Annotated in this window: 19 protein-coding genes; 4 read left to right on the top strand and 15 right to left on the bottom strand. The window is 62.1% G+C overall.

The features are described from left to right. Positions 1-19: 19 nt before the first annotated feature. On the bottom strand, positions 20-613 hold the full coding sequence (locus tag IQ26_RS11885; protein ID WP_145717078.1) for a DJ-1/PfpI family protein: 594 nt from the start codon (positions 611-613) through the stop codon (positions 20-22). Positions 614-792: 179 nt separating this feature from the next. Further along, the gene (locus IQ26_RS11890; protein ID WP_145717080.1) at positions 793-1,494 is read right to left on the bottom strand and encodes a GntR family transcriptional regulator; all 702 of its coding nucleotides are present in this window, start codon (positions 1,492-1,494) and stop codon (positions 793-795) included. Between the two features lie 144 nt (positions 1,495-1,638). On the opposite strand from IQ26_RS11890, the gene IQ26_RS11895 reads away from it, so the two are divergent. The 3 genes from IQ26_RS11895 to IQ26_RS11905 are packed head-to-tail and all read left to right on the top strand — an operon-like array spanning position 1,639 to position 5,205. After that, positions 1,639-2,865, top strand: a complete 1,227-nt coding sequence (locus tag IQ26_RS11895; protein WP_145717082.1) for an iron-containing alcohol dehydrogenase — start codon at positions 1,639-1,641, stop codon at positions 2,863-2,865. An 18-nt stretch (positions 2,866-2,883) separates the two neighbouring features. Next, positions 2,884-4,368, top strand: coding sequence for an NAD-dependent succinate-semialdehyde dehydrogenase (locus tag IQ26_RS11900; RefSeq protein WP_145717084.1), 1,485 nt, complete (start codon positions 2,884-2,886; stop codon positions 4,366-4,368). 12 nt (positions 4,369-4,380) lie between these two features. Further along, complete coding sequence (locus IQ26_RS11905; protein WP_145717086.1) at positions 4,381-5,205, top strand: alpha/beta hydrolase; 825 nt, start codon at positions 4,381-4,383, stop codon at positions 5,203-5,205. A gap of 155 nt (positions 5,206-5,360) precedes the next feature. Here the strand turns inward: IQ26_RS11905 and IQ26_RS11910 are convergent, their stop codons facing one another. The 13 genes from IQ26_RS11910 to IQ26_RS11970 all read right to left on the bottom strand — a co-directional run bounded on the left by IQ26_RS11910 (position 5,361) and on the right by IQ26_RS11970 (position 20,249). After that, positions 5,361-6,302, bottom strand: a complete 942-nt coding sequence (locus IQ26_RS11910; protein ID WP_162457939.1) for a choline/ethanolamine kinase family protein — start codon at positions 6,300-6,302, stop codon at positions 5,361-5,363. A gap of 20 nt (positions 6,303-6,322) precedes the next feature. Then, positions 6,323-7,288, bottom strand: a complete 966-nt coding sequence (locus IQ26_RS11915; protein WP_145717088.1) for a phosphotransferase — start codon at positions 7,286-7,288, stop codon at positions 6,323-6,325. An 11-nt stretch (positions 7,289-7,299) separates the two neighbouring features. After that, positions 7,300-8,580, bottom strand: coding sequence for a Zn-dependent hydrolase (locus IQ26_RS11920; protein ID WP_145717090.1), 1,281 nt, complete (start codon positions 8,578-8,580; stop codon positions 7,300-7,302). After that, complete coding sequence (locus IQ26_RS11925) at positions 8,573-9,334, bottom strand: DeoR/GlpR family DNA-binding transcription regulator (protein ID WP_145717092.1); 762 nt, start codon at positions 9,332-9,334, stop codon at positions 8,573-8,575. Before IQ26_RS11925 ends, IQ26_RS11920 begins: the two co-directional genes overlap by 8 nt. A gap of 48 nt (positions 9,335-9,382) precedes the next feature. Then, positions 9,383-11,206 (bottom strand): dipeptide ABC transporter ATP-binding protein, encoded by a 1,824-nt coding sequence (locus IQ26_RS11930; RefSeq protein ID WP_240547084.1) that lies wholly within the window; start codon positions 11,204-11,206, stop codon positions 9,383-9,385. Further along, positions 11,203-12,129, bottom strand: a complete 927-nt coding sequence (locus IQ26_RS11935) for an ABC transporter permease (protein WP_145717096.1) — start codon at positions 12,127-12,129, stop codon at positions 11,203-11,205. Before IQ26_RS11935 ends, IQ26_RS11930 begins: the two co-directional genes overlap by 4 nt. Beyond that, positions 12,129-13,109 carry an ABC transporter permease gene (locus IQ26_RS11940; RefSeq protein ID WP_145717098.1) on the bottom strand — a complete coding sequence of 327 codons (981 nt, stop codon included), beginning with the start codon at positions 13,107-13,109 and terminating at the stop codon, positions 12,129-12,131. Before IQ26_RS11940 ends, IQ26_RS11935 begins: the two co-directional genes overlap by 1 nt. 126 nt (positions 13,110-13,235) lie before the next feature. Next, positions 13,236-14,819 carry an ABC transporter substrate-binding protein gene (locus tag IQ26_RS11945; RefSeq protein ID WP_145717100.1) on the bottom strand — a complete coding sequence of 528 codons (1,584 nt, stop codon included), beginning with the start codon at positions 14,817-14,819 and terminating at the stop codon, positions 13,236-13,238. 450 nt (positions 14,820-15,269) lie between these two features. After that, positions 15,270-16,349 (bottom strand): ABC transporter ATP-binding protein, encoded by a 1,080-nt coding sequence (locus IQ26_RS11950; RefSeq protein ID WP_145717102.1) that lies wholly within the window; start codon positions 16,347-16,349, stop codon positions 15,270-15,272. Positions 16,350-16,382: 33 nt separating this feature from the next. Next, positions 16,383-17,204, bottom strand: coding sequence for a carbohydrate ABC transporter permease (locus IQ26_RS11955; protein ID WP_240547085.1), 822 nt, complete (start codon positions 17,202-17,204; stop codon positions 16,383-16,385). Between the two features lie 4 nt (positions 17,205-17,208). Beyond that, a complete protein-coding gene (locus IQ26_RS11960) occupies positions 17,209-18,129 on the bottom strand; it encodes a carbohydrate ABC transporter permease (RefSeq protein ID WP_145717104.1) in 921 nt (306 codons plus the stop codon). Positions 18,130-18,204: 75 nt separating this feature from the next. After that, positions 18,205-19,443, bottom strand: a complete 1,239-nt coding sequence (locus IQ26_RS11965; protein ID WP_145717106.1) for an ABC transporter substrate-binding protein — start codon at positions 19,441-19,443, stop codon at positions 18,205-18,207. 119 nt (positions 19,444-19,562) lie between these two features. Further along, positions 19,563-20,249 carry a GntR family transcriptional regulator gene (locus IQ26_RS11970; RefSeq protein ID WP_240547086.1) on the bottom strand — a complete coding sequence of 229 codons (687 nt, stop codon included), beginning with the start codon at positions 20,247-20,249 and terminating at the stop codon, positions 19,563-19,565. An 84-nt stretch (positions 20,250-20,333) separates the two neighbouring features. Between IQ26_RS11970 and IQ26_RS11975 the strand changes: the two genes are divergently transcribed. After that, a complete protein-coding gene (locus IQ26_RS11975) occupies positions 20,334-21,476 on the top strand; it encodes a mandelate racemase/muconate lactonizing enzyme family protein (RefSeq protein WP_145717109.1) in 1,143 nt (380 codons plus the stop codon). Positions 21,477-21,487: the final 11 nt, after the last annotated feature.

Genomic DNA, 21,487 nt, shown 5'->3' on the forward strand with positions numbered 1-21,487 from the left:
GATGCATCGGACGATTGACTCAGTTGTGGCGGATCTCCGTTCCCAGCACCTTCAGGCACTCGCGGATGAACGCGGCAAGTGCGGTCCAGCCCTTTGCCGACACCATCGTTCCGTCCACATAGGCCTCAGTCGGGGACAGGTCGATATAGGTTCCACCGGCGAGGGTCACTTCCGGCTCGCAGGCAGCCAGCGCACCTACTTTCTTGCCACGCACGACGCCGTCGACCGCGATCAGGATCTGGACGCCATGACAGATCGTAAAGATCGGCTTCTTGTTTTCGTGGAAATGGCGGACTATCGCCTGCACGCGCTTATCCGTGCGGATGTACTCGGGGCCACGACCGCCGGCGCAATACACGGCATGATACTGGTCGAGCTGTTTTTCCGCCTCCGAAAAGGTCTTGTTGATCAAAGCATAGTGGCCGGGTTTTTCGGTGTAGGTTTGGTCGCCTTCGAAATCGTGAAGCGACGTCTTGATCAGGTCTCCAGCGTTCTTGTCGGGACAGACAACGTGGACGACGTGGCCGACGGCCTCCATCGCCTGCTGATAGACGAAGATCTCGTATTCTTCGGTAAACTCACCGGTCAACATTAGTATTTTCTTGCCTGGCATGGTCGGTTTCCTCGTTTTGTGGGTGGAAGTCAGGCGGGCGTTGCACTCGCCCGGCGGCGCGGGTCTCAGAAAAGGGGATCCGGGACGTGGTATCCCGGGCGTTCGCCTGCGTGGTAAGCGGTGCATCCAGCTTGACGGCGCCGCTCCCGATGTGGACGGTGACTGACATCGTGACAGTCTCAATCGAACGCCAGCAACAAACGATCACGAGAATGCTCGATATGGCGGCGCATCGCCTGTTCCGCCGCGGCGGGATCGGAGGCAGCGAAGGCGGCCAGGATGGCCTCATGCTCGTCGAGCGCTTCCTCGGTGACGCGCGAATGGAACATCAGGCGGAAGATGTGGAAGTGCGTATGCTGGAATGCGAGGGTCTCGCGCACGAGATCATTGTTTGCAAATTCCATGATCCTGTCGTGGAAAATGGCGTCCTGCCGCGCAAAATTGGAGTAACGCAGGCGTTCGTCCTTGCCTTCGCGGCGCGCCATGCCCCCTGCGGACTCCCGAAGCACCGCAAGTTTCGTCTCATCCATCAATGCGGCTGCCTTGGCTGCCCCATGCGGTTCGAGCAGCAGGCGAAGCTCATAGAGTTCGTCAAATCGGCGCTTGGTTATCTGCGGCGCGGCGCGGTAGCCGATCAAATGTGTCTTCAGCACAAGGCCTTCGCCTTCGAGGCGGCCAAGCGCTTCACGGATTGGCGTGTGGGATACATCAAGCTCCTTGACCAGGCTGTCGACGGTGATCCGTGAGCCAGGCGCGATCTTCAGCGACATGAGTTGCGCGAAGATCGCTTCGTAGACGTCCTCCACAAGGCTGTTGGATCGCTGGATGCGTCCGCCAGCGGGCTCGACTTCTCGGGCATTGCTTGAGTTCATGACCTGCATCTTTGCCTCTTGACAGGATCACTGGCTAACACGATGCTTCGTCCAATACAATCCTATATCCTATACGATTTAATAGAGGATACTTTTTAGGCCAAGCTCAACGAGCTTTCGCTTTCATTCCCAACATCATCGAGGATGCAGAACATGAGCCTTTTCGCCGCCGTAAGGCTGCCGCGTGAAATCCTCTTCGGGAAGGGCCAGCGCCATGTCATTCCAACCGTTGCGGCCAGGCTGGGCCGTCGCGCTCTTGTCTGTACGGACGAGCGCTTCGCCGCAACTGTCGCCTTCGCAGAGATCATGGCGGCGCTTGAGGGCGCATCGATCGATGTGCTGGTGCACGACCGTGTGCAGCCCGATGTGCCACGAGACACGGTTGCCGTCTGCGTGGAGGTGGCGCGGGAGTTTGCGCCGGACATGGTGATCGCCATCGGAGGCGGCAGTTGTCTCGACATGGCCAAATGCGCCGCTTTGCTCATCAGTCACGGCGGCCTGCTCCAGGACTACTACGGCGAGTTCAAGGTGCCTGGCCCGACGCTGCCGTTGATCGCGGTGCCGACAACGGCTGGCACCGGCTCGGAAGTGACCCCTGTCGCGGTGATCTCCGATCCGGATCGCACCTTGAAGGTCGGCATATCCAGCCCGCATCTGATTGCGGCAGCCGCCATCTGCGACCCGGAACTGACGATGACATGTCCCCCGGGACTGACGGCCATCGCGGGCGCAGACGCGCTGACACATGCGATCGAGGCTTTTACCGCCGTCAGGCGCGGCACTGACCCCAGCCTGCCGCAACAGCATGTCTTCATCGGAAAGAGCGCGCTGACCGATCATTTTGCGCTGCTCGCGATCAAGCTGCTTGGCCGCAGTCTCGAGAAGGCATACCGCGACCCAGCCGACGAGGACGCTCGGGCCGATGTGATGATGGGCGCGCTTGCAGCCGGCTGTGCGTTCGGCACGGCCGGAACGGCGGCGGCGCACGCGGTGCAATATCCGGTCGGCGCCCTTACCCACACCGCTCACGGGCTGGGTGTCGCCACCATGTTGCCGTATGTCATGAAGTACAACCGGGTCGCCGCGGCCACCGAGATGACCGAGATCGGCCTTGCTCTTGGTCTCGACAGGAGGGACCGGAGTACCGGTGAGATGGCCGGCGCGACGATCGACGAGATCGGCCGGCTGTTTGGAGCGATCGGGATCACGCCTTCGCTGGCCAAGCTCGGGCTTCCCGCCGACAAGCTCGATTGGACGGCCGAACAGGCGCTCGGCATCGACCGTCTCATCAAGAACAATCCGCGTCCATTCGATCTGGCAGCCATGCGGGGCCTGATCCAGGCTGCCTACGATGGCGATCTCGCCACCTACGTCATGTGAGCAATCGAGGAGCAGGCCATGAACATATCTCATCAGCTGGAAGACGATCAGGACACTGCCGACTTCCATAGATTTTCCCACGGCCTGTATATCGGCGGCCAATGGGGGCAATCCGCCGACGGCAGGGAAATCCAGGTCGTGGACCCTTCCACCGAAGCGGTGATCGCCACCGTTCCCGATGCGACGATCGAAGATGCCACAGCCGCCGTGGAGGCCGCGGCCAAAGCCGCCGACGGCTGGCGCACAACGGCACCCCGCAAGCGTTCCGAAATCCTTAGACGTTGCTTCGAACTGATGACGCAACGTTCCGAGACGCTGGCAACCCTGATCTCGCTGGAAAACGGCAAGGCACTCCGGGACGCGCGTGGCGAGATCGCCTACGCTGCGGAATTCTTTCGCTGGAATGGCGAGGAAGCCGTTCGCATCACCGGTGAATTCGGGATTGCGCCTTCCGGCACGAACCGGATCGTGGTCGACTACGAGCCCATCGGTATCTGCGTCCTTGTCACACCCTGGAACTTCCCTGCCGCCATGGCGACGCGCAAGATCGCGCCCGCCTTGGCTGCCGGGTGCACGGTAATTTTGAAGCCAGCCAGCGAGACCCCGCTCACGGCCTACGCGCTTGCCGCGCTCTACCAGGAAGCAGGCGTTCCGCCAGGTGTGGTGAACGTTCTGACAACCTCCAATCCCGGTCCTGTGACGGCCGCGATGCTGGCCGATCCGCGGGTGCGGAAGCTTTCCTTTACCGGCTCGACGGGTGTCGGGCGCGTTCTGCTGGCCGAGGCTGCAAAGCACGTGGTTTCGTGTTCGATGGAACTTGGCGGCAACGCGCCGTTCCTCGTGTTCGACGACGCGGACCTCGACGCGGCGGTCGATGGGGCGATGGTGGCGAAGATGCGCAACGCCGGCGAGGCCTGCACGGCCGCAAACCGCATCTATGTCCAGTCCAGCGTTTACGATGCCTTTTGCGAAAGCCTCGCCAGGCGGATGTCGGCACTCAAGATCGGCGCTGGTCCGGACGCGGCCACGGAGTGCGGGCCGATGATCACCAGGAAGGCCGTCGACAAGATCGACCGTCTGGTCAACGATGCTGTCGCCCGTGGCGCGCGGGTGCTGTGCGGGGGCAAGGCAGGCTCGGGAAAGGGATTCTACTATCCACCGACCGTGCTTTGCGATGTCCCGGCCGAGGCGGAGATGGCGCACGAGGAAATTTTTGGGCCGGTGGCGCCGATCTCGAGATTCGAAACGGAAGCCGACGTCATCGCGCGCGCCAACGACACCGAATACGGTCTTGCCGCCTACATCTACACGCGCGATCTTGCGCGTGGAATGCGGGTGGCATCCAAGATCGAAGCCGGGATGATCGCTCTCAACCGCGGTTTGATGTCCGATCCGGCAGCCCCCTTCGGCGGGGTAAAGCAGAGCGGCCTCGGCCGCGAGGGCGGCCAGCATCACGGCATTGCCGAGTTCATGGAGGCGAAATACCTCGCCATCAGCATCTGAGCGGAGGGAAGAGTGCAAAGCGATCCGTTTCGCATCCGCGATCACGTCGCGGATTTTGACAAAATCGTGCAGGACATCGTTCACCGCAGCGAGGCCGTTCGCGCAACCATTCCAATGACTGCGGACGTTGCCTATGGGCCGGATCAGACCGAGACCGTCGACCTGTTCTTTCCCTCGGGCAAAAGAAGCGGCCTGCCGGTGCACATGTTTATCCATGGCGGTTACTGGAGAATGTTCTCCAAGCGCGACTACTCATACGTCGCGACGACGATTACCCAGGCGGGTGCGATTGCCGTCATCGTCGACTATGCTCTGATGCCCAAGGTCAGGATGGCTACGATCGTCGACCAGGTGCGCCGCGCCAAGCAGTGGGTTCTGGCCCATATCGCCGACCATGGCGGGAACCCGGCAGAACTGACTGTCAGCGGTCATTCGGCTGGAGCACATCTTTCAACGTTTCTGTTCAATAGCGAGAATACCCCGTCGAATGTGCGGGCAGCTCTTCTGCTCGGCGGCCTCTACGATTTGAAGCCGCTCCAGAACTCCTTTCTCGCCAACGAGATTGGGATCACCGATGAGGAAGTCGCCATGTTTACACCTCTTGCCCATCGGCATGATCCTCAATCCAAAGCGACGGTTCTGGTCGGAGCCAATGAGACGCCGCCTTTCCATCAGCAAGCAGATCGATTCAAAGAGAACCTGCTGCAGCAGGGTTCGCCGGTCACGTCGCTTGTTCTCACGAACCGCAACCACATGGACAGTGTCAGGGATCTCGGCGTGCCTGGGAGCCAGGCAGGTGATTGCCTGACGAACCTGATTGCAAACGACCGCCGCTAACCCTCCCTGCAGACATGCCAGCCGTTACCCATGCCGGCTCAACCGCAATGCCGGCTGCATCCACTCGGGCAGTAGCTGGAGACGGAAACCCCCCTCTTTGGCTCATCACAATGATAATACGGTACTGGTCGGAATTGCTCTGCCAGTGACACCGGTCAGACCGCCCTGAGATATTCGACCCATTGCGGGGTCTGTATCACCGAGCGCGCGCGCATATATTTCCACGCACCGTATTTGTAGAAATCGAAATCGAGTGCCGATACGACGTTCTGCACCATTGCCCAGGTTCCCCACTTCACATCGGCGAGCACCTTGTGCACGACCAGTCGCGCTTTCAGCCGTGGGTCGAACCTGCCGAAATATTCCTCGATGACTTCCGCCTCGACCGTATCGGAGAAGAACATTTCCCCGCACCAGATGCCGAGTTCGTAACAGCGGTCGTTGTTTGCCGCATACTCATAATCGATCAGCATCATCGACCGGTCGGGCGCGATCATGAAGTTTCCGGGCATTGGATCGTTGAAGCACGGCACGAGGTCGATGCCCGAAGCCTCGAGCGCCGCCCGCGCCAGCCGGTACTGGCGATGCAGCCAGGCAAAATCCGCGGGCAGTGCGCCTCCGAGCTCGCGCACCTGATCGATATGCTCGTCAATCATGTCGAAGACCGTCTTGGTTAGCGGCAGGAGGCCCGAATCGTTGAAGCGCCGATAGAGACCCAGCACCGAGCGGCGCACATCCGGATCCAGGAAATCGCGATTGGTACAGGAGCGCCGTCCCTCCATGAAGTCGGCGATCTCGACTCCGCGTTCGTCCAGATAGTCGTAGACCGCGGGTCCGATACCGAGCGAATGCGCGCGCCGGCTCGCCTCCGCCGCCGCCTTTCGGTCGATGAACATCTCGGTGCCCCGGCCCGGAACCTTAACGAAATAGCTCCCTGGCTGTCCCTCGATGCGAATGCGCCAATTGGAGTTGCTGATGCCGCCATGCACCGGCCGGTAGCGGAGATCGCGGCCCGTCCATGGTTCGACGGCATGGATGACGGCTTCGATCTCCCGCTCGGCTTCGCTCACCGCCTCGCCTGGCCGCTTCTCAATCATCTACAGCCCCTTGTGTCAGCTCAAAGCCGTCTCAGCTTCAGTTCGAAGTCCGGATGGCGAAGAGCCATCCGGCAGCGCAGCAGGCGCCACTGCGCGTATTTCAGGAACTCGATGTCGCCGCGCGCTGATGTCGAGTTCATAAGCATCCCCCAGAGCCCCCACATCAGATCGTCCGCGACCGCATAGACACGGCAGCGGTCGAGGGAAGCCTGACGAAAAGACCCCTCGAACATCTCAAGCGCCGGCCGCATCTCTTCCTCGAACGGAAAGGCCTCATTGAGCAGGATGCCGATCTCGTAGAGGGGGTCGACATTGCGGGCTTCGTCGAAATCGACGAGCTGAACCGCCCCGTCCTGGCTTATCATGACGTTGGAGGCGAGACCGTCCGCGTGGCTCGGCCGGGCATCGTAGCCCGCAGCCGTGATCGCGCGCTCGATCTCCCCGACGCCGTCGAGCATCCACCAAAGATCGTCCGGACGGTCGACGCCGGCGGCTTTGCAGGCGTTGTCCAGCACCCGGATCCTGTCGAAAACTGTCCACGACAAGGCGAATGGCCGCGACCCATGGATCGCCTTTTTGAGCGCGATGACCTGTTCCATGATTTCCGTCCGTCGCAGATCGTCCATGCGTGCCGTTTTCCAACCGGGCGGCAGGAGATCGAAGACGATCGCGCCGGCGTCTCGCGCAAGATGCCGGGGACTTGGCGCGCAGCCCAGTTCGGCCGCGACGGAAGCGGCGTCAAACACGGCCCCCAGATCGACGAACGCCTTCTGGTCGGCGCTCACGATCTTCAGGAAATAGGCCGGAGACGACTGGTCGACCGCCACCAGCCAAGCTTCGCTGTCGACGCCGCGATGCGAGGGCGATGCGATACCCGGAGAGGCCGAGGCAAAACCGATCTGTTTTCCCGTCCATTCCGCAACAGCGGTGAGCGCCGCCTCGGCACGAACTTCCGCGGAGGTGGAGGCTTCGCCGATCGTCTTCATCGTCCGGCCCTTCAGCGCTTCAGGACGTTGCCGTCGACGCAGAACCGCCACAGCATCCCCGCGAGCAGTTCCGTCCCCAGGAGCCGGTCCTCGGGCGTGGTAAACTCCGTCGGATGGTGGATGACACCGCCGACGCTCGGCACCCCGATGACGATCGCCGGCGTCACCGCCGACATGCTGACGGCGTCGTGCCCACCGATCGTGTCGAGCCGCAGCACGGTCTGCCCGAGCAATCCGGCGGTCTGTTCGGCCAGATCGATCAGCCCGCCGTCGAACCCTCCCGCCCGCCTGCGGTCTATGGATCGAACTTCGAACGACACGCGCGCACGCGCGGCGCAGGCTGCGATCTTCTGCTTGAGGTCCGCTTCGGCCGAGGCCAGAAGCTCGGCGCTTGCCGACCGCAGTTCGATGAACATCACCGCCTCTGCCGGCACCACGTTCGGCGAATTGGGATGGACTTCCAACCGCGCCGCCGAGGTGTGCAGATCCGGACCGGCCTTGTCGGCCATGTCCCGGAGTTCGGCGATCAGATAGGCGGCGGCGAGCAGCGCATCCTGCCGCTCGGCCATCGGAGTCGGGCCGGTATGGGCCTGCCGGCCGACATAGGCGAGGCGATATTTGACGGCGCCCCAGAAACGGGTGAATGCCCCGAACCGCAGGCCGGCCTTCTCGAGATGGGCCGAACCCTCGATGTGGATCTCGATCAGGGCGTCCGGCACCACGCGAGCGGCCTTGCCAGCATAGCCGATTTCCGCCAGCGCCTCGGCCACCGAAACGCCGGAGCCGTCCCGGCGCGCCAGCGCGAAATCGAGGTCGATCTCGCCGGAATTGACGCTGCTGCCAAGCAGGCTGGGCTGGAATCGCGCACCTTCCTCGTTGGTCCAGTTGACGATGATGAAGTTGCATTTCGGCGTGATGCCGGTCTCGGCCACCCGGCGCCGGATCGCCTCTATCGCGCCGCAGGCGGCGATCACCCCATAGGCGCCGTCGAAACGGCCACCATTCGGCTGGCTGTCGAGATGCGACCCGCACATGATGCAGGGCGCATCCTTGCCGGCCCAGTCGAGAAATCCGTACATGTTGCCGATCGCGTCGACCTCGAGGCGCAGACCTTCCCGCGCGAACCATGCAGCCAACCAGTCGCGTGCCAGTCCATCCTCGCGCGACAGGGTCAGTCGCGTCATCGAGCCGTCTGGACCGCCGCCGAAGGCTGAAACCTCATCCATCATCCGATGGAGGGCTTCGGCGTCGATGTCGGGGAAAGCCGACGGGTCCTTGCGAATTTCAAGCATAGAGCACCTTTACCTGCGCCTGATCCATTTGCGCGGCGAAGTCCGCCTTGAGGGGAGCGTCGGTGATCAGGATGTCGACGTCCCGGAATTCGTATGTGCAGATCGAGCCCTGCCGGCCGAACTTGCTGCTGTCGGCCAGCATGACGCACTGTTTGGAGTGCTTTCGCAGCGCGCGGCGAATGTTCGCCTCGTCTTGCCCGAGGTCCATGAAGCCGAACCGGCTATCGACGGTCGCAATGCCGACGAAGGCGATGTCGAACAGATGCCGCGTGACGAGATCGACCGGATCCGGCCCCATGAACGCCCGGTAGCTCGCCCTGACGTCGCCGCCGACCGCCACGAGATTGGGATGGCCGGCATCGGCGAGCAGCGCGACGATGTCGAGCGAGTTGGTGTAGACGGTGATGTCCGGCCAGTTCCTCAGATGCTTGGCGAAGGCCAGTGTCGTCGTGCCGGTGTCGACGAAGATCTTGATGTTGTCCCTGAGCAGGGTCGCCGCGCATTCGCCGATGCGTGCCTTCTCGCGCGCGTTCAGCCGCATCCGGTCGGCGATGGGTTCGTCGGCGTTCGGGCGCGGCTTGACGCCACCGCCATAGATGCACCGCAGGTGCCCCTCGAGTTCCAGTTGCTTCAGGTCGCGACGCACCGTTTCCCGGCTGACCTGGAAATGCTCCGCGAGTGCCTGCACCGATACGCGCCCGTGCCTGTCGAGTTCGGCCAGTGCGTATTGCAAGCGATCTTCAGGATCGCTCATGCGGATTTCGCTTCCATCGGTATGTTCCTCCCCGTTTTTTCTTGTCCATCATGCGGCGGCGCGGGCTCCCGGTCCTCCGACGAGAAAGCAGGCCGCCAACTCGCCGTGATTTCGAGCCGTCAGCGTCGGGCTCTCGGCACGGCACCTGTCGAAGGCATGCGGACAGCGACTGGCGAAACTGCAGCCCGGCGGCAGGTCGATCGGGCTCGGCGGCTCTCCCTCCAGCAGGCAGTCCTCCGGCCTGTAGCGGCGCTCCTCCAGTGTCGGAACCGCACTCAACAGCGCCTTCGTGTATGGATGCCCCGGATCGAAGAAAAGACGCTCATTGTGGGCGATCTCCACCACCTCGCCGAGATACATCACGGCGACCCGGTTGCAAACGCGGCGGACCATTGCAAGGTCATGCGAAATGAAGACGTAGGTCAGGCCGTGCTGGGCCTGCAGCTTTTCGAACAGCGCCAGCAAGCGGAACTGCTCGGTCTGGTCAAGCGACGATAGCGTCTCGTCCATGATGAGCACCTTCGGCTCGAGCACCATGGCGCGGGCGACGTTGACGCGTTGGCGTTGACCGGCGCTGAGCCCAAGCGGCAGTTCGTCATAGAGGTTCGCGGGAAGCTCGACCTCGGCCATGACCGCCAGCACGCGTTCACGAATCTCCTTCGCATTGCGCATGCCGTGCACACGCAGCGGATCCTCCAGGATCGCGCCGATCGACGTGCGCGGCGGCAGCGAGTTGAACGGATCCTGCAGCACCAGCTGAAAATCGCGCCGGAACTTCAGCAGCGTCTTTCCCCGCAGTTTCGAGAGGTCCTTGCCATTGCAGATGACGCTGCCGCTGTCGGGAAACTCCAGGCGGCTGAGAAGCCTCATCAGGGTGGACTTGCCGCAGCCGGACTCCCCGACCACACCGAAATTCTCGCCCGGCATGACGTCGAAGGTGACGTTGCGCACGGCGCGAACCTCGCTGTGGGCGGCGAACGTTCCCCGTTTGCGGACACGGTAGGTGCGGGTGGCGTCGCGGATGCTGATCGTTGGCCTGGCCGCGTTCTGTGTACGCGGAACGGCGGCCGCTTCGCTCGTCCAGATTTTCGGTATCTGGCTGATCAACTGCAGCGTATAGGGATGCTGCGGCGCGTCGATGAGCCGCTGCGGGGTGTTGCGCTCGACGATCCTGCCTTCGGACAGCACCAGGACCTGATCGGCCGCCTCCTTGACCGTCGGCAGCGACGAGGAAACGAACACCACCGCGGTGTCGAAACGCTCCGTCAACTCGCGCATCAAACGCAAGACCTGCGCCGCGACTGTCACGTCGAGCGGCTGGGTGACGTTGTCGGCGACGAGGAAGGCCGGATTGCTGACCAAGGCGTCGACGATCAGTGCGCGCTGCATCATGCCGCCGCTGAATTGCGAGGGGTACTCGTCGAAGCGCAATCGTGGCGAGGGAATGCGAACCGCTCCAAGAAGGTCGATGACCCGCTTGCGGGCCTCCGACGGGTCGATGCCGGGCACTACGGCGCTCAGCTTTTCGACGATCTGGCGGCCGACCGGCAACGTGGGATCCAGCGCTCCCATGGGATTCGCGCCGACATAGGCGATCTCCCTGCGCAGCAGGCGCATCCGTCCGCCGGCCAGGTCGAGGATGTTCTGCGACTTGTACTCGACCGAGCCGGACGCGATGCGCAGCGGCGGGTCGATCCAGTTGACCAGGGCTCGCGCCAGAACGGTCTTGCCTGAACCGCTGGCCCCGATGATGCCGACGATTTCGCGCGGAGCGAGATCGAAGCTGACATCGGAGACGACCGGCCGGGCGCCAGCGCCCGTGCCCACGTCCACGCCGAGATTCCTGACCGACAGGACCGGGCTGCTGTTCACGACACGCCTCCGTAGATCCGGTTGCGGGCCCGCTCGAACGAAGCGCCCATGAGGTTGATGCTGGTCAGGGTAAGGCACAGGAACACTCCCGGCATGGTAGCGATCCACCATGCGTTGAGCAGGTATTTCCTGCCGTCGGCGATGATGTTGCCGAAGGTCGGCGTCGGAGGCTGCACGCCGAGGCCGATGAAGCCGAGGATCGACTCGAAGATCATCATGCGCGCCACGTCGAGCACCGACACGAAGATGATCGGCGGCAGCACCAGCGGCGCGAGCAGCCAGACCATGATGCGAAAATCCGAAGCGCCGCTGACCTGGGCGGCACGCACATACTCGCTCTTGCGTTCGGTCATCACGACGCTGCGTGTGACGCGGGCATAGACCGGCCAACTCGAAAGGCCGAGAACAAGGATGATCGCCGGAATCGTCGGCCGCGATACCCCCAGAACCGTGATCGCCAGGATGATCATCGGGATGGAGAGCTGCGCGTCGGTGATCCGCATGATCACCATGTCGATCCTGCCCCCATAATAGCCGGCGAGCGTGCCGAGCGAGCAGCCGATGATCAGCATCACCACCACGGTGGACAGTCCGATCAGCAGGGAATAGCGCAATCCCACCAGACTGCGCACCAGCATGTCGCGACCGATCTGATCGGTGCCGAGCGGCGCCGCCCAGCTCCATTTGTCACCGAGGAAGGGCGGCGACTGCAAACGGCCGGCGACGTTCATCTTGGTGGGGTCGATGCCGCTCAAGGCCGGGTAGAGCAACGCCGCGAGACCCAGTACGGCGAAGATCACGAGGCCGACCCGGAACTCGTTCGACGCGAGCGCCGCCTTCCATATCCGCCGGGACAGCGAGGCGCCGCGCTGCGCTTCCGGCGCGGTTGCTTTCAGGTCCAGATTGGCTTCCGCGACGCTCATCAGTATTCCAGTCTCGGATCGATCAAGGTCGCAATCAGGTCGACCGCGATGTTGATCAGGACGAAGATGGCGCTGGTGACGATCGCGATCCCCTGAATCAGCGGAAAGTCGCGCTGCAGCACGGCGTTGATGGTCAAAAGCCCCAGTCCGGGATAGTCGAAGATGAATTCGATCACGAGCACGCCGCCGAGCAGGCCGCTGATCTGGATGCCGAGCAGATTGAGCAGCGGAACCGAGGCGTTGCGCAGCGCATGCGCGAAGATGATGCGGCGCTGGCTGAGCCCGCGCACGCGGCCGACCGCAATGAACGGCATCGTCATCGCCGAGGAGATCGAGCCGGTCAGCGTCCGGATAAGAACCGGCGAAAGTTCGACAGCCAGCACGATTGCCGGCAGGATGGTGTAGGCAAAACCCTTGTAGCCGATCGCCGGCAGCCATCCGAGCTTCACGGACAAGAGCAGCGCAAGCACGATGCCGAGCCAGAAACCCGGCAGGGATATGAAGATCGACGACACGTAAAATGCGACCCTGTCCGGCCATCGTCCGGGAGACAGTCCGGCCGGGATGCCGACCAGGAACGAAAAGATCATCGCGAACGCGATCGCCAGAAAGGCGAGCTGCAGCGTCATCGGCAGGGTCTCGCCGATAAGGGTGAGCACATCGGCGCGCTCGCCGCGCGTGGCGTCCCCGAAACTGGATCCGCCGGTCGAGGCGCCGCTGGCCGGCCGAACGAACGACTGGCCGAGGTCGCCCCTGACAACGCCGCTCATATAGCGCCCGAATTGAACCAGCACCGGGTCGCGAAGCCCCATCTCCTCGGCGATTTGCTCGATCAGCGCCTCGGGCGCCATTCCGCCCGCCATCAACCGGACGGGATCGCCCGGAACGATGCGAAGCAGCGTGAAGATCAGCAGCGTGACGAGAAAGATGATCAATGCGCCCTGAGCCAGGCGGCGGACAAGAAAGCTGATGACGAACATTCCATCTCCTGCGGCGAACGAAGCCCGAGGACTGGTTGCCGGCAGCCGGGTCCGTGTGTCCGGACGCCCGACCGTCGGCGACTGTCACGGCCCGGCTTGTTTCTCCCGGGCCGTGGCTTGGGCCAATCAGGCGAACGCCGACTTCGAGGCATCCATGGAGCCGTCCGGATAGATGAAGAGCCCCGTCAGCGATTTGTCCATCGCGTGGATCATGACGGAGGTGAACAGCGAGAACGATGGCACCTTCGCGGCAATCATCGGCATGGTTTCCGTCTGGAGGATCTGCTTGCGCTCCTCGAGCGAGGCCGCACTGCGCTCCTTGTCGAGTGAGGCGTCCAATTCGCGATCGACGATGCCGGTGATGCGCTTGGATGAGGAATGGAAATGCGTACGCAGCACGAGGTCCGGTTCCGGCGATCCGGTCGACCAGCCGCAGTCGACCATATGGCCCGGACCGCCGCCGGGACGGTCGTAGAGGCGCTCGTTCCACGCCGCGATCTCCAGCACCGACAGCGTGACGGGGAATCCCTGCTCCTGCAGCATCGCGGTGATCACCTCGCCATACTCCTTGGTCTTGGGATAGAACCCGACCGAGGTAATGTATTCGAGTTCGGGCAGGCCCTGCCCCTTCGGAAAGCCTGCTTCGGCGAGCAGGGCCTGGCACTTCTCCGGGCTGTATTCGGGATAGTTGGGCAGGTCGATATAGCCGAACTTCACCGGCGAGACATAATTCGCCGAGGCATGGCCGGCCTCGCCGAGGATTTCGAGCAACATCGACCGGTCGATCGCGTGACAGGCCGCCATGCGCACGCGCGGATCGTCAAAGGGCGGCTTGGAGCAGCGGAACCACAGATATTTGTTCTCGACCGAGACCACGCTGCTGATCGCCACATTCTCGTTGCCTTGCAGGGTCGCCACCTGCTCCGGTTCGAGCCGCTCCACGATGGAAGCCTGGCCGTTCATCAGCGACAGCATGCGGGTGGTCGAATCGCCAACGAAGTTGAAGCTGATGCCGGGGATAGTCGGCGTACCGAGGAAATAGTCCGGATAGGCTTCCAACACCGTGTCGTTGCCTCGCTGCTCGACGAACTTGTAGGGCCCGGTGCCGTTCAAGCGCTGCGAAAGCGGCCCGCTCGGCCCGGCGGCGATGTCGGTCGCCGACAGCATCGGCAGATAAGAGGCGAGGAAGATGAACAGGTGTGCCGGATAGCCGCCCTTCGATGTATCGACGATCACCGTGTAGTCGTCCGGCGTCGTGATCGTCAGCGTCTCGGTCGGGCCGGGATACCATTGCGCCGGCCGGTCCGGCTGCGAGCCGTATTCGAATGTCGCCTTGACGTCTTCCGCCTTGAACGGCTTGCCGTCGTGGAACTTCACCCCTTCACGCAACTTGATCTCGAGCTTGGTCGGCTCAAGCAAGGTGATCTTTGTGGCGAGTTCGTAGATGACCTCGTCGGGATTTTCGACGCGCATCGGCGTGCGCGTCAGGAACCCCATGACGAAACCCTCGATGTTCTTCTGCGACAGCGTCGTATGCGCCGTCGGATCCCAGTTGCCGGTGATGTTCTCGGCCGACAGGAAGACCAGTTGCTTGCCCGCCTGCGCAGCCGCGCCAGAGACCAGGAATTCCGGGTTGATCACCATAAGCCCGGCGCCCGCTCCGAACGCCGCCATGCCTTTCATGAAATCGCGCCTGCTTGACTCGCTCATATGCAGTTCCCCTTTTTCCATCATGTGGTTTTGTGGCTTTCTATACGTTAGCCAAAACTCTGCGCTTGACAACATGGATTCTTCCTGTGCGCTGCCGATGATGCGCCAAAAACGCCCAATCGCGCTACCTTGTTGATATTTTGGGCATATTGACGCAAAAACGTTCTACTGAAGAACACCGGGACAGCCTCGCTGCCCAATAAAGTGGCATCAGAATCAAGTTCTGCGATTATGTGGTTTCTTCCAAAACGTCGCAAAGCCAAACGTGGCGCGAACATCTCGCGCAAAGAAATCCGCCGTTCAATCGGAAGGTGCAGCTGCAATTTGCGGATGTCGGACGGAACACGGCGATGAAGGCATTGCGTTGTCCGCTGCAACGCCTTGCAAAACGGCCGGTTTGCGCTGCAAGCCGGCCGTTGCCTAGCGCACGCCAGCAAGGCGGTCCGTACGCTAAATATCGATGCGCTGCTCGGTGTCCGGATCGAACAGGTTGACGCTCGCCGGATCGACGGCAAGAAAGATTGCCTCGTTTCGTTGGCCGGCAAACCTCGGCGGCACGCGCGCCATGACCGAGCGATCGCCAACCTGCACTGTCACCATGGTTTCGGGCCCGGTAGGCTCGACCACATCGATCACGCCCGTTACCGAAGCTTGATCGCGCGCAGCCACCTTCAGTTCCTCAGGCCGCATGCCCAGGATCACTGGGCGCTCGGAGATTTCCGCCGGTTTGCCGGCCAGCATCGCGATCGATACCCCGCTCGCTTCGAAACGGACACCGTTCGCGTCCCGGACCAATCGTCCAGGCAGGAAGTTCATTGCCGGAGACCCTATGAAGCTTGCCACGAACATATTGGCGGGCCGTTCATAGACAGTGCGTGGGTCTGCCAATTGCTGGATGTGTCCGCCCTTCATCACGGCCACCTTGGTGCCCAGCGTCATCGCCTCGATCTGATCATGCGTGACATAGACGATGCTCGTGCCGAGACGCTCGTGCAGGCGCTTGATTTCAGTGCGCATTTCCACGCGAAGCTTGGCATCGAGATTGGACAGCGGCTCGTCGAAGAGGAACAGCTCCGGGTCGCGCACGATCGCCCGGCCCATCGCCACGCGCTGCCGCTGTCCGCCCGACAGGTTGGCGGGGCGCCGGTCGAGCAGATGGGAGATTTGCAGCAAGCGCGCGGCGTCTTCGACGGCACGCTTGCGTTTGTCGGCGCCCACGCCACGCATTTCCAGCCCGAAACCGATGTTCCTCGCGACCGACATGGTCGGGTACAGCGCGTAGGATTGAAACACCATCGCGATATTGCGGTCCTTGGGTGCAAGGTCCACGACCGAGCGTCCGCCGATCAGGATATCACCGCCGGACGTGTCGTCGAGGCCGGCAATCATGTTGAGCAAGGTCGACTTGCCGCATCCGGACGGCCCAAGCAGAACCAGGAAGCCCCCGTCCTCGAGCTCGATGTCGACGCCGTGAAGAACCTGTACGGAACCGTAAGACTTGCGCACGTCCTTGATGGAAAGTGTCGCCATGTGAGCACTCCTAACCTTTGACGGCGCCCGCGGTCAGCCCCTGAACCATGGTTCGTTGGACGATAGCGAAGAGAACGATGACCGGGATGATGCTGAGGATGCCGCCGGCGGCCAGAACGCCCATGGAAGCTGGAACTCGCCGACCATCAGTTGCAGGCCCACGGGCCAGGTGCGAGACCCCTGCCCCGTCGTGAGCATCAGGGCGAACAGGAACTCGTTCCAGGCAGCGATGGCAATGAACACGGAGCTTGCAACCAAGCCGTTTCGCGCAAGCGGCACGACGATACGGACCATGGCGCCAAGCCTTGTCGAACCGTCGATTCGTGCCGCACTCTCGAGTTCCCTGGGTGCTGAATCGAAGAAGCCCTTGAGCATCCAGACGAACAGCGGCAGCAGGAAACTCGTATAGGCGAGCGCAAGGCCGAAACGGCTGTCTACGAGCCCGACGCCACGCATCACGACATAAAGGGGAATGATCACCATGACCGCCGGGAACATGCGAACGACAAGATAGCCGAGCATGAGCCGGTCCCGGCCGCGAAACGCGAAGCGCGAAAATGCATAGGCGGCCAACGTCCCTGTGACGACGCAGATCGTCACCGTCAGCAAGGTGACGACGAGGCTGTTGCCGATAAGCAGGGGAAAGCCGGACTGCGTCCAGATGGCGACATAATTGTCGAAGGTGATGCGGCTCGGTATGTACTGCATCGTCTGGGTGACGATGTCGGCCTCATATTTGAGCGACGTCAGGAACATCCAGACCATCGGGCCGATACAGAATGCCGAGAGGCTCACAAGCACGGTATAGGTGGCGATGTTCGCGATCAACCGCCGGTGACGCTTGCTTTCGATCATCGCTCTATTCCTTGGTAATTCTGGACATGCGGATGTATGCGACCGCGAAGATCATCAGGATGACGAACATCACCACCGACAGGGCGGATGCGTAGCCGAAATTGAATTCCTTGTAGGCGGTCTGGAAGGCGTACAGCGACAGCACCTGCGTGGCATCTCCCGGCCCGCCACCGGTGAGAATGAGGAGCAGATCCGGCGAATTGACCAGACTGATGACACGCAGGATCACCGCCGCCGCGATGACGGTCTTGAGCATCGGCAGGGTGATCAGCCTGAGCTGCGCAGCCACCCCCGCGCCGTCCACCGCGGCTGCCTTGTAGAGGTCCTCGGGAATACTCTTCAGACCCGCAAGCAGCAGGAGCGCGAAGAATGGAAACCCGTGCCAGGCTTCGACCAGAATGGTCGCCGCAAGGGCGGCATTGGGATCCGCAAACCATGCCTTGTAGGACTGCAGGACGCCCATGCGGACCAGAATGTCGTTGATGACCCCCAGCCGCGGATCGAGCATCAGCGCCCACATATGGCCCGCTACGACGTTGGGCAGGAAATAGGGAAGCAGGATGAGCACGGCGAAGATCTTCGTGCCCGGCAGATCCCTGTTGAGCGCTGTCGCGGTGAGAAGGCCAAGCGCCAGTTCCAGCACGACCGCGGCTGTGACCCACACGACCGTGTTCTTCAGCGCGATCCAGAACACCGGGTCGGACCACATCGCCGCATAGTGTTTGAAGCCGACCCAGCCATCGAGCCCGGGGCGCGTCAGACGCATCTCGCGAAAGCTGATGGCCATGCCGTAGAGGGTCGGATAGGCGATCACAAGAAGGATGAGGACGAGGCTCGGAAGGAGCAGCAAATACATCCAGTATCGGGTCTCGGACAGTTCGCCGAGAGCCCGGAAAGGCAGGTATCTGCTCGCGCTTGAAGTCATGGATCTCCGGCGCGAAAGCACCGTCCCGTTGCGTGATAGGCGCGGCTGACGCCCGAGCCGCCGTGCCGGAATATCTCAGCGAAGGGCAGCTTCGAGGCCCTGGGTCATACGGTCCACAGCCTGTTCCGGCGTCGACTGGCCCGTCAGCACCGACTGGAAAGCGGGATTGACGACGTTCTCGGACCAGCCCGCGGCGCCGATGAAATTATTCGGCAGGCGTCCGAAGTCGAGCGTTTTCACCGCCGCACCGTAGATTGGATTTCCGGTGATCCGCTGATCCTGCAGCGCAGCGGCAGAGGCCGGAAAATAACCGGTCCCCTCGAGCAGCGCTACGGCAGCGTCCGTCTGGCCCCAGAAACTCACCCACTGCCAGGCAGCCTCGATATTGTCTTCCTTCATGATGCCGTTGCCGGCGTAGGCGACGCGAGCGATATGCGCCTTGGGGCCGGCCGGCATGGGTGCGGTCGAGAACTGTTCGCCCTGCTTCATCGCGCCGGAGATTTCGTTCAGCGAACCGGTGTGATGCCACAGCATTGCCGTCTGTCCGGTGCGGAACGCCTCCATGATCTGGCGGTAGCTGTCGTTTGGCGCGCTCGGCGGCACGACCTTTTCCTTGAGGAAGAGATCCGAATAGAACGTCACCGCCTCGATCGCCGCGGCCCTGTCGATGGCTGGCTGCCCGTCCTTGACGATCGGCGAGCCGAACGCCTCCATGACGTCGATGACATATTTGAACCCGCCGGCGCCGGCGCGCATGCCAAAAGCAAACCTGCCCTTCGAAGGATCCGTCAGCTTGCGGCAGGCTTCCAGGAATTCGTCGAAGGTCTTGGGCGGTCCTGCCAGCCCGGCTTCCTCGAAGTAGTCGGTGCGGTAGTACATCCAGTCGACGAAGGCGAAGGCGGGAACGGCATAGATCGCGCCGTTGCTGGAAAGCCCGGTCCAGCGATTGTCGGGAAAATTCGTCTTGCCGGCCCAGCCGTTCACGCGGTCGGTAAGGTCGATCAATCCCTCCATCGCGGTAAGGTCGGCGAATCGCTCGGCGATCACCATGGCGGTATCCGGACGCCCGCCGGCCAGCACCGCCGAAGAAACCTTCGCCATGTATTCCGAGTTCGGGATGTTTTCCTGCGTCACCGCCACATCCGTATTCGCCGCCTGAAACAACCCGATGATCTTGAGCAGGCTGGCCATTTCCGACTGACTGGTAAAATGATGCCAGTAGCTGATGGCGCTCGCGGCCCGGGCACCGCCGACGTGCCCCGCCATCGCAAGGGCCGCGGAGCCGATGAGAAGCTGCCTCTTGTTCAACTGCATGCGATCTCCTCCAAGATATCAGATCAACGCACTGATCGATCAGTTGGAGGTAACATCATTTCCCAAGCCGCGCAACCGCGCTTGGGAGCAGTAGCAAACGAAGCGCGCGGTTTGACCTGTCAGACGAGCCCCAGGTTGCGCTGCATGGCCGCTTGGAAATGCGCCAGCAGCATCGCTTCAGCGCTATCGGCATTCCTGGTGCCGCAGGCCTCGAGGATGTCGAGATGCTCCTTGAGTGTCCGGATCATGATCGGCGAAGTGAGCTTGCTGTCGAGCCGCAGAAGCCGCAGATAGTTGTGCATGCGCCGATAGGTGCTGTCGATCAGCGGATTGCGCAGCGCGCCGACGATTGCGCCGTGAAGTTCTGTCTCCAGCGCATCCATCTCCTCCAGCTGCTCTTTCCCGACACCTTCTCGCTCCACCCGCCGAACCAGGCGGGAATGCCGCATTTCCAAGGCATTCATGACGGCCTCGTCACCTTGCTCGGCAAAGACGCGTATTGCCGAACGCTCAATGATGGAGCGGAACTGGTAGGTTGCGCGCGTAAGCTCCATGCCGGGTCTTACGAACTGGATCCCGGAGCGCGGATGAATGGTGAGAATTCCCTCCGCTTCGAGCACGCGCAAAGCGTCGCGAAGCGGAGCGATGGGCACGTCGACGATCGCGGACAGCTCGTTCTGCGAGACGAAAGCGCCGACCGGAACGCGCCTGTCGAACAGGCCTTCCAGGATTCGTTCATAGGCGACATCGCTCATACGGGTGGCCGCCACCGGGGTATGAGAGACGGATTTTGCTTTGCCCGCCACTTGCGGCACCTCCGTGGGTTCGATACTAAAGGCGTTATCTGATAGATCAGTATAATATTATTAAACGATCAGAAGGTCATTGTGATGAGCCTTTCGCATTTTCGTATAACCCGATTTCAGTTCGCCCGCGACCGGGTAATCGGGGACAGTCAGGTTCGCGCGGACGATGTCAACATTGCCGCTCTGGAGCTCGTTTCGGAAAGCGGCGACGTGGGACTGGGCTTCATCCAGACGCTCTTCAATCCCCTGCCCGACCAGACGGAGATCGAGGCAGTTTTCGAGAACGAGGTTTGGCCGACGCTGAAAGGGCACAAGGCGATCGCGCTGGTTCATCGTGTGAACCGCCCGCGCGGCGGCAACCAGCGGGCTTATTCCCTGCCTTTTCAGGAGGCTGTTCAGGTGGCGCTTTGGGACCTTGCGGCAAAGGAGGCCGGCCTGCCCCTTCATGTCCTGCTTGGCAGTCGCCGCAACCGCGTGGGTGCTTACGCCAGCGGTCTCGATTTCCACCTCGACGATGAGGCCTTCGTCTCCTTGTTCTCCCACGCCGCGTCGCTTGGCTACTCCGCTTTCAAGATCAAGGTCGGCCATCCGGATTTCGACCGCGATCTGCAGCGCCTGGAGCTGTTGAAGACCTGCGTGCCGGCAGGGTCGAAAATCATGATCGATCCGAACGAGGCGTGGACTTCGAAGGAAGCTCTAATGAAATTGGTGGCGATCCGCGATGCCGGCCACGATCTTCTGTGGGTCGAGGATCCGATCCTGCGGCACGACTACGAAGGGCTGAGAACGCTCAGGCACGCAGTGACATGGGCCCAGATCAACAGCGGGGAGTATCTGGATCTTCAAGGCAAGCGGCTTCTTCTGGAAGCCCACGCAGCCGACATCCTGAATGTCCACGGCCAGGTAACCGATGTCATGCGCATCGGTTGGGTGGCCGCCGAGCTCGGGATTCCGGTCAGCATCGGCAACACCTTTCTGGAGGTCGGCGTGCATATGGCGGCCGCCCTCCCCGAAGTCGAGTGGTTGGAATACTCATTCCAGAACTTCGACCATCTGGTGGATCAGCCCATCGAAATCCGGGACGGTTACGCCTATGCGCCCGACCGGCCGGGCCATGGACTGGTACTTTCCGAAAAAGCGCGCACCGAATGGATGAGACCAAAGCGTCTGGCGCGGTCGGAACTGGGTGCTGCGCCCGAAAACCCGCGCCTTCCCGGAAAGTCATGATGAGCGATAGG

Source organism: Mesorhizobium tianshanense, assembly GCF_007830515.1.
Taxonomy (GTDB): domain Bacteria; phylum Pseudomonadota; class Alphaproteobacteria; order Rhizobiales; family Rhizobiaceae; genus Mesorhizobium; species Mesorhizobium tianshanense.

Bases quoted from the DNA above. Each gene is read 5' to 3' on its own strand.
- IQ26_RS11885 (WP_145717078.1), bottom strand. From the start codon at position 613: ATGCCAGGCAAGAAAATACTAATGTTGACCGGTGAGTTTACCGAAGAA.
- IQ26_RS11890 (WP_145717080.1), bottom strand. From the start codon at position 1,494: ATGCAGGTCATGAACTCAAGCAATGCCCGAGAAGTCGAGCCCGCTGGC.
- IQ26_RS11895 (WP_145717082.1), top strand. From the start codon at position 1,639: ATGAGCCTTTTCGCCGCCGTAAGGCTGCCGCGTGAAATCCTCTTCGGG.
- IQ26_RS11900 (WP_145717084.1), top strand. From the start codon at position 2,884: ATGAACATATCTCATCAGCTGGAAGACGATCAGGACACTGCCGACTTC.
- IQ26_RS11910 (WP_162457939.1), bottom strand. From the start codon at position 6,302: ATGATTGAGAAGCGGCCAGGCGAGGCGGTGAGCGAAGCCGAGCGGGAG.
- IQ26_RS11915 (WP_145717088.1), bottom strand. From the start codon at position 7,288: ATGAAGACGATCGGCGAAGCCTCCACCTCCGCGGAAGTTCGTGCCGAG.
- IQ26_RS11920 (WP_145717090.1), bottom strand. From the start codon at position 8,580: ATGCTTGAAATTCGCAAGGACCCGTCGGCTTTCCCCGACATCGACGCC.
- IQ26_RS11925 (WP_145717092.1), bottom strand. From the start codon at position 9,334: ATGAGCGATCCTGAAGATCGCTTGCAATACGCACTGGCCGAACTCGAC.
- IQ26_RS11935 (WP_145717096.1), bottom strand. From the start codon at position 12,129: ATGAGCGTCGCGGAAGCCAATCTGGACCTGAAAGCAACCGCGCCGGAA.
- IQ26_RS11940 (WP_145717098.1), bottom strand. From the start codon at position 13,109: ATGTTCGTCATCAGCTTTCTTGTCCGCCGCCTGGCTCAGGGCGCATTG.
- IQ26_RS11945 (WP_145717100.1), bottom strand. From the start codon at position 14,819: ATGAGCGAGTCAAGCAGGCGCGATTTCATGAAAGGCATGGCGGCGTTC.
- IQ26_RS11950 (WP_145717102.1), bottom strand. From the start codon at position 16,349: ATGGCGACACTTTCCATCAAGGACGTGCGCAAGTCTTACGGTTCCGTA.
- IQ26_RS11955 (WP_240547085.1), bottom strand. From the start codon at position 17,204: ATGATCGAAAGCAAGCGTCACCGGCGGTTGATCGCGAACATCGCCACC.
- IQ26_RS11960 (WP_145717104.1), bottom strand. From the start codon at position 18,129: ATGACTTCAAGCGCGAGCAGATACCTGCCTTTCCGGGCTCTCGGCGAA.
- IQ26_RS11965 (WP_145717106.1), bottom strand. From the start codon at position 19,443: ATGCAGTTGAACAAGAGGCAGCTTCTCATCGGCTCCGCGGCCCTTGCG.
- IQ26_RS11975 (WP_145717109.1), top strand. From the start codon at position 20,334: ATGAGCCTTTCGCATTTTCGTATAACCCGATTTCAGTTCGCCCGCGAC.